10 protein-coding genes are annotated in these 11,608 nt (G+C 63.7%); 7 read left to right on the top strand and 3 right to left on the bottom strand.

Translation table 11 applies throughout. The annotated features are described in order from the left end of the window. Positions 1 to 4: 4 nt before the first annotated feature. The 5 genes from GGD61_RS08865 (at position 5) to GGD61_RS08845 (ending at position 5,009) form a co-directional block, all read left to right on the top strand. Positions 5 to 790 carry a 2-keto-4-pentenoate hydratase gene (locus tag GGD61_RS08865; protein ID WP_183230540.1) on the top strand — a complete coding sequence of 262 codons (786 nt, stop codon included), beginning with the start codon at positions 5 to 7 and terminating at the stop codon, positions 788 to 790. A 191-nt stretch (positions 791 to 981) separates the two neighbouring features. Beyond that, positions 982 to 1,905: a tripartite tricarboxylate transporter substrate binding protein gene (locus GGD61_RS08860; RefSeq protein WP_244550612.1), complete on the top strand. Its 924-nt coding sequence runs from the start codon at positions 982 to 984 to the stop codon at positions 1,903 to 1,905. Between the two features lie 149 nt (positions 1,906 to 2,054). Continuing rightward, the gene (locus tag GGD61_RS08855; protein WP_246785915.1) at positions 2,055 to 3,002 is read left to right on the top strand and encodes a tripartite tricarboxylate transporter substrate binding protein; all 948 of its coding nucleotides are present in this window, start codon (positions 2,055 to 2,057) and stop codon (positions 3,000 to 3,002) included. 3 nt (positions 3,003 to 3,005) lie between these two features. Further along, entirely contained in the window at positions 3,006 to 3,491 is a 486-nt protein-coding gene (locus GGD61_RS08850) for a tripartite tricarboxylate transporter TctB family protein (protein ID WP_092253205.1), read from the top strand. 9 nt (positions 3,492 to 3,500) lie between these two features. Then, positions 3,501 to 5,009 (top strand): tripartite tricarboxylate transporter permease, encoded by a 1,509-nt coding sequence (locus GGD61_RS08845; protein WP_092253202.1) that lies wholly within the window; start codon positions 3,501 to 3,503, stop codon positions 5,007 to 5,009. 31 nt (positions 5,010 to 5,040) lie between these two features. On the opposite strand, the gene GGD61_RS08840 is transcribed toward GGD61_RS08845, so the two are convergent. Beyond that, positions 5,041 to 5,631, bottom strand: a complete 591-nt coding sequence (locus GGD61_RS08840; protein WP_244550611.1) for a TetR/AcrR family transcriptional regulator — start codon at positions 5,629 to 5,631, stop codon at positions 5,041 to 5,043. A gap of 122 nt (positions 5,632 to 5,753) precedes the next feature. Between GGD61_RS08840 and GGD61_RS08835 the strand changes: the two genes are divergently transcribed. Further along, positions 5,754 to 6,242: a tautomerase enzyme gene (locus tag GGD61_RS08835; RefSeq protein WP_092253198.1), complete on the top strand. Its 489-nt coding sequence runs from the start codon at positions 5,754 to 5,756 to the stop codon at positions 6,240 to 6,242. A 15-nt stretch (positions 6,243 to 6,257) separates the two neighbouring features. Next, on the top strand, positions 6,258 to 7,037 hold the full coding sequence (locus GGD61_RS08830; protein WP_092253196.1) for a crotonase/enoyl-CoA hydratase family protein: 780 nt from the start codon (positions 6,258 to 6,260) through the stop codon (positions 7,035 to 7,037). A 144-nt stretch (positions 7,038 to 7,181) separates the two neighbouring features. On the opposite strand, the gene GGD61_RS08825 is transcribed toward GGD61_RS08830, so the two are convergent. Both GGD61_RS08825 and GGD61_RS08820 read right to left on the bottom strand, forming a co-directional pair. Beyond that, positions 7,182 to 10,334 carry an efflux RND transporter permease subunit gene (locus GGD61_RS08825; RefSeq protein ID WP_092253194.1) on the bottom strand — a complete coding sequence of 1,051 codons (3,153 nt, stop codon included), beginning with the start codon at positions 10,332 to 10,334 and terminating at the stop codon, positions 7,182 to 7,184. Further along, positions 10,331 to 11,566: an efflux RND transporter periplasmic adaptor subunit gene (locus tag GGD61_RS08820; protein WP_183230538.1), complete on the bottom strand. Its 1,236-nt coding sequence runs from the start codon at positions 11,564 to 11,566 to the stop codon at positions 10,331 to 10,333. The genes GGD61_RS08825 and GGD61_RS08820 overlap by 4 nt, the downstream gene beginning before the upstream one ends. Positions 11,567 to 11,608: the final 42 nt, after the last annotated feature.

The following is an 11,608-nucleotide window of genomic DNA, read 5'->3' as shown; positions in this document are numbered from 1 at the left end:
CGCGATGGATCAGTCGGCCCAGCGCGAACTCGCTCGCCTGCTTGCGACCCTGCGCCGCGAAGGACGCCAGCAGAGCGGCCTCGACCAGCGCCTCGTGCCGCCGGACAAGCCGACCGCCTATCGCGTCGCGCGCATGGTCGAGGAGGAGCTCGGCTGGACCGTCGCGGGCTGGAAGATCGCAGCGATGAAGGAAGGGCTGCAGCGCGAGTTGCGTACGGATTCGCCGATCTATGGCCGGGTCTACGCGCCGCTCATCAAGCAAGCACCCGTCACGGTCGAGTATGCACGCCAGTGCAGTCCCATTCCCGAAGTCGAGTACCAGGCGCTGCTCGGCGCCGATCTTCCGCCGCGTGAAGCGCCTTACAGCATCGAAGAAGTCAAGCAGGCCGTCGTTTCGCTGCATCCGGGCGTGGAACTGGCCGAGTGTCGTTTCGTCCACGACGCCGCGTTTCCTCCTTTGCCCGCTATCCTTGCGGACGGAGCCGGCAGCGGGACGATTGCATACGGTCCGCCGATCGAGAACTGGCGGGAGCGCGACATTGCCGGCCAGGAGGTCGTGCTGACCTGCAATGGGACCTTGAGGCGGAAGGGCAATGCGGCGATCGCGCTGGACCATCCGATCGTGCCGGTGACGTGGCTCGCCAACGAACTCTCCCGGACCGGCATCGGCCTGAAGGCGGGGCAGATGATCAGCACCGGCACCGTGACGGGAATGTTGAGACCGAAGGCCAGTGAGACGTTCGTCGCGGATTTCGGACCTTTCGGCAGCGTGACGGTGACGTACGCGTGATCTGATCGAACTGACAATCTTCCAAGAACAACAGTCGGACGTGGGGGCGCGATGATGTCGTGGTCACACACCCAACCGGCGAGGAGTTGGAAACGGCATGGCGCCAGCCTTGCCTCGAGGGAGGGGAGAAGCCTATGGGATTGATCAGTCTTTGCCGCAAATTACTTCTCGTGTCAGCCGTTGCGTTATCCATGCCTGCGATGGCGAGGGCGGAATTTCCCGAGCGACCGATCAAATTCGTGGTGCCTTTTGCCGCCGGCGGGCCGACGGATGCATTGGCGAGATCTCTCGCCGAGGGGGTCCGGGCCAAGCTCGGCCAGCCCGTCATTGTCGAAAACCGGGCTGGCGCCGGCGCCAATGTCGGAGCCGACTTCGTCGCGAATTCGCCAGCTGACGGTTACACCCTCCTGTTCGGGACATCGGGCCCGCTCGCCATCAATGTGAGCCTGTACACCAAGCTCAGCTACGATCCGATCAAGAGCTTCGATCCGGTCATCATGATCGGCAAGATGCCGAACGTGCTCTCGGTGCATCCCTCCGTGCCGGCGCAGAATGTGCAGGAGTTGATCGCGTATGCGAAAGCCAATCCGGGAAAATTGAGCTTTTCCTCGTCCGGCAACGGCGCATCGACGCATCTCGCTGGCGTCATGTTCAATGCCATCGCCGGCACCGATATCCTGCATGTGCCTTACCGCGGCGGCGCACCCGCGATCAACGATCTCATCGGCGGCCAGGTTCAGATGAGCTTTGCCGACATCTTCGTCTCCGCACCTCACATCAAGGCCGGACTCCTTCGCGCGCTCGGCGTGACGACGATCGAGCGGACGCCGGTTCTGCCTGATGTGCCGACCTTCGACGAGCAGGGCCTGAAAGGTTTCGATGTCAGCGTGTTCTTCGGCGTCGTCGCACCGAAGGGCGTGCCTGAGCCGATCATCGCGAAGCTCAATGCGGCTTTCGTCGCCGCCATGAACGACAACTCGATCAAACCGATTCTCGATGCGCAGGGAATCATCCCGGCGCTGTCGAGCAGTCCCGCCTATCTGGGGACGTTCATGGCGCAGGAAATTCCAAAATGGCGGGACGTCATCAACTCGATCGCACTGCGAATTGATTGAGGCGGGAGAAGCCATCGGCAGTCGTGGTTCGCCAGGGGGCGGTAATTCACGGTGCCGATGACGAGCCGCCGGCAGGGCACATGAAGACACGAGCTTGGCCCCGAGCGAACCACTGGAGAGAGGATCTTATGTTTCAACGTAGCAGTTTGATGATTGCGATCGCGGCGCTCGCCATGTTCGTGCCCGTCTGCGCCGGCGCACAGGAATACCCGATCAAGCCGATCACGCTGATCATTCCCTGGCCAGCCGGCGGATCGACCGACCTCACCATGCGCGCGATCGCCGAGAGCGCCTCGAAGGTGCTGGGACAACCGATCGCGATCGACAACAAGGCCGGAGGAAGCGGCACGGTCGGCCCAGCCACCATGGCCGCATCCGCGAAGCCCGACGGCTACACCATCGCGCAGCTCCCGATGGGAGTGTTCCGCCTGCCGCTGATGCAGGAAACCCCCTGGGATCCGTCGAAGGACTTCAGCTATATCATGCACCTCTCGGGCTACACCTTCGGCGTCACGACCAGTGCGGAAGGTCCGTTCCAGACATGGCAGGACGTGGTCGACTACGCCAAGGCCAATCCGGGCAAGGTCACCTATGCGACGCCTGGCGTGGGCACTTCGCCACATGTCGGCATGGAGCAGATCGCTATGCTCGCGGGCATCAAGCTCACGGCTGTTCCGTTCAAGGGCGGCGCGGAGACGAATGCCGCGGTGCTCGGCCAGCACACCATGCTGCAGGCCGACGCCACCGGCTGGCGTCCGCTGGTCGACGCCGGCAAGCTGCGCCTGCTGATGGTGTGGACCGCGAGCCGCTCGCCGAACTTTCCCGACGCGCCGACGCTGAAGGAGCTCGGCTATCCCGTGGTCTACGACTCGCCGTTCGGCATAGCCGGCCCGAAGGGCATGGATCCCAAGATCGTCGCCAAGCTGCACGACGCCTTCAAGAGGGCGCTGGATGATCCGGCTGTGGTCGCGACGCTGTCCAAATACGACATGGTGCCGAACTACAAGAACAGCGAGGACTACAAGAAGTTCGTCGTCGAGGTCACGGACTCCGAACGCAAGGTGATCGATGCACTCGGGCTCGGCAAGAAGAACTGAGCCATGAGTGACAACAGCAACGTCAAGTTCCGTCCCGACAACACCGAGCTCTGGGGCGGGCTGATCGGTCTCGGGCTCGGCCTCTTCGTGATACGGTCGGGGCTGCACCTCAAGCTCGGCACGATCCACGATCCCGGCTCGGGTTTCGTGCTGTTCTACACCGGCATCCTGATGTGCGCGTTCGCTGCAACGATCATCGTTGCCGCGCTGGCCGACGGCGGACCGACGTTCGGCGCGCGCTGGAAAGATGTGCACTGGGCCAAGCCTGTCATCGTCATCGCGTGTCTCATCATGTTCGCCTTCGCGCTCGATCCTTTCGGCTTCCTGCTGTCCTCGATCCCGCTGATGCTGCTGCTGATGCGTCTGATCGATCCGGTACGCTGGGTCCTCGCGGTGCCGATCTCCGTCCTGGTCCCCGTCGGCATGTGGTGGCTGCTCAAGCATGGGCTTGGCATCCAACTGCCATCCGGCATGTTCGAAATCGGCTGAGCGCTCGCCATGGATACTCTCGTCAATGTCGCGCATGGGTTCGGGGTCGCGTTGGCGCCGATCAACCTGCTTTACTGCTTCATCGGCGTCTTCATCGGCACGCTGGTCGGCGTGCTGCCGGGCATCGGGCCAATCTCCGCGATGTCGCTGCTGCTGCCCGTGACGCTCTCGGGAACACCGGAATCCGGTATCATCATGATGGCCGGCATCTACTACGGCTCGATGTATGGAGGCTCGACCACCTCGATCCTGGTCAACATCCCCGGCGAGGCAGCTTCCGTCGTCACTTGCATCGACGGCCACCAGATGGCGAAGCAGGGCCGCGCGGGTCCCGCGCTCGGCATCGCCGCCTTCGGCTCCTTCATCGCCGGCACCTTTTCGCTGGTCGCCTTGATGCTGGTCGCGCCGAAGCTCGCGAGCGTCGCCATTGTCTTTGGTCCCACCGAGTATTTCAGCCTGATGGCGCTCGGGCTCGTGGTGCTGACCTTCCTCAGCCAGGGCTCGATGGCGAAGGCCTTGTTGATGGCCTGTATCGGCGTCGTGCTCGGTCTGATCGGGCTCGACAGCATTACGGCGCAGCCGCGCCTGACGTTCGGCCGCATGGAACTGATGGACGGCATCGGGCTCGTGCCTGTCGTGATGGGCCTGTTCGGCGTCGCCGAAGTACTGCTCAACACCGAGCAGTTGATCCGGCGCGACATTATCAATGCCAAGATCACCCAGCTCTTTCCGAACCAGGAGGATTGGAAGGCGAGCGCTGGCCCCGTCGGCCGCGGCACCATTCTCGGCTTTTTCCTCGGCATCCTGCCGGGCGGCGGCGCGGTAGTAGCCTCTTTTGCTTCCTATGCCCTGGAGATGCGGCTCTCCAAGACTCCCGAGCGCTTCGGCCACGGCGCGATCGAGGCCGTCGCGGGGCCGGAATCCGCCAATAATGCCGCCGCCGGTGGCGCCTTCATTCCGCTGATGACGCTTGGGATTCCACCGAACGTGGTGATGGCGCTGCTGCTAGGCGCCTTCGTGATTCACGGCCTGCAACCGGGACCGCTAATGATCACGCAGAACCCCGGACTGTTCTGGGGCATCGTCGCCAGCATGTATATCGGCAACCTCATGCTGCTAGTGCTCAATTTGCCGATGATCGGCATGTGGGTGCAGCTCCTGAAGCTGCCCTACAACATTCTGTTCCCCCTCATCATCCTCTTCACCATCATCGGCGTCTATTGCAGCGGCAATAACGTGTTCGACGTCTACGTCATGATCGCGTTCGGGATCATCGGCTACTTCATGCGCAAGCTCGGCTATGAGCCGGCACCGCTGGTGCTCGCCTTCGTGCTGGGACCGATGCTGGAGAACAATCTGCGCAAGTCGCTGATCCTTTCGCAGGGCGATCTCGGCACCTTCGTGACGCGGCCGATCTCGGCGGTGTGCCTCGCGCTTGCTCTGGTGCTGCTGATCGGACCGCTGTTGCCGACGCTGCGCAGAAAGCGCGAACTGGTGGCGCTTGACGAGGGAGCCTGACGTTGACCTGTGCGGCTCTCGCTTCTCGACGCTATGGCTTGTCGATTGCGCTCTTCAGCAGGAGCTCGAGCTCGTGACTGACCTCCTCCAGGGGTTGGGCGCTACGCGCAGCCCTGCACATGGCGACTGTACCTTCGACCGATGCGACGATCAGCGTGGCAAGCCGCCGTGCGCGCGACGCGGTGAGGCCTTCCTGCTTCAGCGCATTGGACAGGATCTGCTGCCAGTCCGCAAAGATGCCCTGAGCGAGATCAAGCAGATGGCGCTGGACCGCCTGTCCGCCGGCGGTTTCCTGATCGGAGGGATCGCTGACATATTCCTCGACGGCAACTGCCAGGATAGGACATCCGGCCTGATAATTCGTCTGCTCCAGCGTCCTCTTCCAAAGCGTGATGAAGGCGCGCAGGCCGGCCATGGCCCCCCGTTCGCTGGTGAGATGCCGCAGGGGACCGCTGACCTGGGTGCCCGCAAAGACAATGGCATCTTCGATGAGCTGCCGTTTGCCCCCGGGAAAATGATGGCTGATCGATCCGCGCGGCGTGCCGGTGTGGCGCACGACCTCCCGTACGCTCGTCGCATTCACGCCGCGGCGGCTCATCAGATCGGCGGCCCCGGCCACCATTTTCGCTCTCGTATCGGACGTCATCGGGCACCTCGTCGTCCGACGCTACAATATGACAGTTGACATAGCTAGCGCCGTGTGGATGTATGTCACGTGACATAGTCAGCCCCGGAGAGCTCGAGATGACCTTTATCCACGTGATGACCCCGCAAGGCCGATTGACCGGTCAGCAGCGCCGGGTGCTTGCCAAGACGCTGACGGATGCCGTGCTGGTGCCGGAGGTCGGCCGGCTCGTTCCCCAGGCACGCCGAGGTTACCAGGTGCATTTCCTCGAGCGCCCGCTCGACATGATCGCGCACGGCGGAGAGCTGCTCTCGGACCAGCCGAGCGACGTCATGGTGGTGGACGTCGTCGTGATGGACTGCTGCTGGACCCGCGAGGATCGAGCCGTCGTCATTCGCAATGTGCTGAGGGCGCTCGCCGATGCTTGCGAGATGAAGGAGCCCTCTCCGAGCTGGTGGATCAATTTCCGCATCATAGAAGAGGGCAATTGGGGCTCCCGCGGCGGCGTGCTGTCCTTCCTCGACATTCTCCAGGAGGGCGCAGCGGCGTTCCCGCCGGAGCGGGCCGCAGCCATTCGAACCGCACTCGCCATCAAGAACGACAGGTAGACAGGAGACGCTCGCATGACCACCGAAGGCACGATCCGCACCGAGGCGCATGATCACATCCTGAAGATCATCATCGACAATCCCGCGAAGAAGAACTCCCTCTCCCCCCAGATGATGGATCTGCTGTCGGACGCGTTGACCGAGTTGCACGACAACGACGGCTACTGGGTCGGCGTGATTTGCGCGGAAGGCAAGGACTTCACCGCGGGCCTCGACATGCCGAAATTCTTCGGCCCGAACGCCGAGAAGCGGACTGTCAAGGAAGGCAATGTCGACGTTTTCGGCCTCACCAAGCGCTGCAGGAAGCCAATCGTCACCGCGACGCAAGGCATCGTCTACACCGTCGGCATCGAGCTGATGCTGGCCGGCGACATCGTAGTGGCCGCCGACGACAGCCGATTCTGCCAGATGGAGGCCAAGCGCGGCATCGCGCCCCTGGGCGGCGCTCACTTCCGCTATCTGTCCCGCGCAGGCTGGGGTAACGCCATGTACCACCTCTTCCTGTGCGATGAATTCACGGCGCAACGTGCCCGAGAGATCGGTCTCGTTCAGGAGGTCGTTCCGGCCGGCCAGCAGATCGGCCGTGCCATGGAGATCGCGGCGATCATCGCCCGCAACGCACCGCTTGGGATTCAGGTGACCAAGGAAGCGGCCGCGAAATACACCGAGCAGGGTGAGGCGGCTGCGATCGCCTGCATTCCGGCGATCCGGGACCGTGTGCTCAAGAGCGCCGACGCGCGCGAGGGCATCCAGTCGTTTATTGAGCGGCGGCCAGCAGTCTTCCAGGGACGGTGAGCCAATGCCACAAGCATCTTTGTGACGGGCGACAGGCGGATGAAGGTGGCTGATAACCAGATCTTTGGACAGTCATCAGCCCCTGGGGGCCTTCTTCGTTGAACGACGCAGCGTTGCGGGATGCAAGGCACCCCCAAAGCCTGTCTAGATTGCATTGCGATCGGGCGATTTCGGCTGATGGCTTGACTTGAAGGCCGCCTTCGCCCGCTCACGCAGGCGCTGGAAAACCACGTAGAGCATCGGCACGATGAATATTCCGATCGAGCTTGCGGCCAGCATGCCGGCGAAGACCGCCGTGCCGACGGCGCGCCGGCTGAGCGCGGCGGCGCCGGTCGCGATCACGAGCGGCAAGAGGCCCAGGATGAAGGCCGCCGAGGTCATCATGACGGCGCGAAAGCGCATATGTGCGCCCTGGATCGCGGCCTCGTCGAGCGGCACGCCGGCCTCGCGTTGCTCCTTGGCGAACTCGACGATCAGGATGCCGTTTTTGGCGGCAAGCGCGATCAGGACGACGAGGCCGATCTGACCGTAGAGGTCGAGATTGAGCCCAGCGATCTTGATGCCGAGGTAGGATCCGAGCACGCCGACGACGACCGAGAGCAGCACGGGAATCGGAATCACGGTGCTTTCATAGAGCGCGACCAGGAACAGATAAGCGAAGAGGACGGCGAGCATAAGCACGATGCCGGTCTGGCCGGCCGCCTGCTGTTCCTGGTAGGCGGTGCCAGTCCACGCGAAACCGTACCCCGGCGGCAGAACATCCTCCGAGATCTGCGCCATGGCGGCGATCGCGGTCCCGGAGGAGATGCCCGATGCCGGGCTGCCGTTGACGGTCACCGAACGATAATTGTTGTAGCGGGTGATGACCTGTGGCCCGGTCACGATCTTGAGGCCGGCGAGGGATCGTAACGGCACCATCTCGCCCGAGCTGTTACGCACATGGATGCGCCAGACATCGGACGTATCGGCGCGATCGAATGCTTCACCTTGCAGATTGACCTGCCAGGTGCGACCGAACAGGTTGAAGTTGTTGACGTAGATGCCGCCAAGCGTGGCCTGGAGCGCCGTAAAGATGTCGTTGACGCTGACGCCCAGCGCCTGGGCCTTGCGGCGGTCAATATCGAGATAGAGCGATGGATTGGTCGCCGTGAATGTCGAGAATACGCGCGCGAGCTGCGGATCGGCATTGGCTGCGCCGATCAACGCGTTCGTGACGCTGGAGATCGCGGCCGGGGCCTGACCCTCCAGGGCCTGCAATTGATATTCGAAGCCACCGCCGGTGGAGAGCCCGATGATCGGCGGCAGGTTGAAGGGTAGCACATTGGCTTGCCGGATCTGGGCGCCGGCGGCGAAGGTCTTGGCGATCAACGCCTGGGCGGAATCCGTTGCCGTCTTGCGGTCGGCGAACGGCTTCAGTCGCGCCACCACGAGTGCGCTGTTCGGCTCGGAGGCTCCGTCGAGGAGGGAAAAGCCGATCACCGCGAGGACGTGGTCGACGGCCGGCATCTGTTTCAAGATGTCCTCGATCTGCCGGGTGGTCTCGCTGGTCCGCGCTACCGATGCGCCGTCCGGCAACTGAACCGAGGTGAAGAAGGCACCCTGGTCCTCCTCGGGCAGGAAGCCGGTCGGGGTCACCAGCGACAGGCCGAAGATTCCTGCGGCAAAGGCTGCCACCAGCAGGAGCGACAAGGCTGCCATGCGCACCAGCCGGCGGACCGCGCCGCTGTAGTGATCGCGCACCCAGTCGATGCCGGTAAGCATGCGGCCGATGATGCCGCGGCGCTGTCCTGTATGATGCAGCAGCAGCGCACAAAGGGCTGGCGACAGCGTCAGGGCATTCAAGGCCGAGATCATCATGGCGGCGCTGATCGTCACCGCGAATTGGCGGAACAGCGTGCCCGAGATACCGGGAATGAAAGCGATAGGCACGAACACCGAGAGCAGTACCAGCGTGATCGCGACGATCGGCGCGGTGATCTGGCTCATGGCTTTCTTGCTGGCCTCGGCCGGAGACAGGGCAGGCTCCTCCGCCATGACACGTTCGACATTCTCGACCACGACGATGGCGTCGTCCACCACGATGCCGATCGCAAGCACCATTGCGAGCAGGGATACGGTGTTGGCGGAATAACCGAGCGCGAGCAGGACAGCGAAGGTGCCCACGAGGCTTACCGGGACCGCGACGGCCGGAATCGCGGTGGCACGCATGTTTCCGAGGAACAGATAGACCACGATCACAACCAGGACGAAGGCCTCGCCCAACGTCCACAGCACCTCCGTGATCGTGTCGCGTACGAACGTGGTGGAGTCGTATTGCACGAGATAACCGAGCCCTGCCGGAAACCGGCCGGACAGCCGCTGCATCGTGTCCGCGACCGCACGCGCGGTGGTCACCGCGTTGGCGCCGGGGGCGAGGTAGATCGCAATCGGAACTGCAGCTCGCCCGTCGATCCGGGCTTCGCTGTCGAGATTTTGCGCGCCCAACTCGACGCGGGCGACGTCCTTGACCAGCAGCGAGGATCCGTCCGGCTCGGCGCGCAGCACGATGTTGGCGAATTGATCGACAGTGGCGAGGCGGCCCATTGTCTGCACGTTGAACTGGAACTGCTGATCGTCGCTGATCGGCCGCGCGCCAATGCGGCCGACGGGAGCCTGGACGCTCTGTGCGCGAATGGCGGCGACCACGTCCGAGGGGGTCAGGTTGAGGCTGGTGAGGCGCTGCGTATCGAACCAGATCCGCATCGAATAATTCATCCTGGCGAACAGATTGGCCTGGCCGACACCCGGCGTGCTCGCAATCGCGTCCAGCACGTTGATGATGGCGTAATTGGTGATGAAGAGCGGGTCCTGCTGACCATCTGCACTGTAGAGCACCAGGAACTGCAGGATCGAAGAGGATCGTTTCTGGACGGTCACGCCCTGCTGTTGCACTTCCGTGGGCAATTGCGACAATGCGCTCTGGACGCGATTATTGACGTTGACCGTGTTGATGTCGGGATTGGTGCCGAGCGCGAACGAAACCGTCAGCGTATAGCTGCCGTCGTTGCCGCTGGTCGATTTCATATAGAGCGCGCGGTCGACGCCGACCACCTGCGCCTCCAACGGCTGTGCGACGCTGCTCTCCACGACCTCGGCGGAGGCGCCGGGAAAGTTCGCGGCTACGGTGACCTGCGGCGGCACGATATCGGGAAACTGCGCCACCGGGATCTGCGTGAGCGCCAGCGCGCCGGCAATGGTGATGACAAAGGCGATCACCATCGAAAGACGTGGCCGGTCGACGAAGACGCTCGATATCATTGGCTACCGCCCTTGCCGGTTCGGGGCGGCGGGGCGCGCCCGCCTTGCGGAGTCGCCTCGCCGGTTGAGTCTTTCATGCTCGACAAGATCAGCGGACTTGCCGGCTCTGGAGAGACGGTTTGGCCGGCGCGAACCCGCTGCAGCCCTTCCGCGATCACCTTGTCACCGGCCGTCAATCCGCTGATGACGGCGGCGATCGTGGGAGTCGATTGCCCGAGCTGAATGCGCCGCTGCTCTGCCTTATCGTTTGCCCCGACGACAAGAACGTAGTCGCCGCGCTGGTCGGACAGCACCGCCGAGCGCGGGATCGCCAGCACCTCGACAGGCTGGACTCCTTCGAGGACGACGGTGACGAATTCGCCGTTGGTGAGCTCGTGGACGGTAACGCCTGCGGCCGAGGGAGCGCGCAGGATCGGGTTGGCGATCTCTCCACGCACCGTGATCGTGTCGGTGTTCTGGGCGATGGTGTTGTCGACGAAATTCAGCTTGCCGGATTGCCCATACATGCGCCCGTCGGGCAGCCGCAACCGGATCGTCACCGCCTCGAGGCCGCCTTGGGGGCCGTAGCGTTCGCGCAGCTCGAGCCCCTGGCGCAGCGGCACCGGGAACGTGACATACATTGGATCCTGGCTGACGATCGTGGTCAGCACGCCCGAACTCGGACTGACGATGTTGCTTTCCGTCACGGCCGTGCGCCCGATCTTGCCGTCGATCGGCGCGCTGATGATGGTGTAGTCGAGGTTGATCTGTGAGGCCTGGACCTGCGCTTGCGCAGCCTTGACCTGGGCCTCGAGGCTGCGCTGGCTCGCGAGCGCGGCATCGTAGGTCGATTGCTGCCCGGCCGGTCCGCCAAGCAGGGTGCGGGCGCGCTCGGTGGTCAATCTGGCATTCTCGAGCGTCGCTTCGAGCTGTGCCACCTCCGCCTGCTTGGCGGCGACATCGGCCTCGAACGGGCCGCGTTCGAGCTTATAGAGCTGCTCGCCTTTCCTGATTTCGGCGCCCTCGGTGAACAGCCGCCGCTCCAGAAAAGCGGTGACGCGAGCGGCAATGTTGACCTGGTTGATGGCCTCGATCCGGCCGAGAAACTCACTGCTCTCGGTGATCGGCCGCCGCGCCGCTTCGACAACGCCGACGGCGGGCGCAGGCGGGGCCGGCTGCGGCCGCGCGGGTTCGCCGGCTAATGTCACGAGGCTCGCCGCCAGCAGTCCGAGCCGGACGTCAGCAAGGTTCATCGTCCGCTCCCTGCACCAGGCTCGGAACTGCCGGCGTCAGGC

It is taken from the genome of Bradyrhizobium sp. SBR1B, assembly GCF_014198205.1.
In the GTDB taxonomy this organism is placed as follows: Bacteria; Pseudomonadota; Alphaproteobacteria; order Rhizobiales; family Xanthobacteraceae; genus Bradyrhizobium.
Note: the sequence above shows the minus strand (reverse complement) of the source record. Positions and strands in the feature narration are given on the sequence as shown.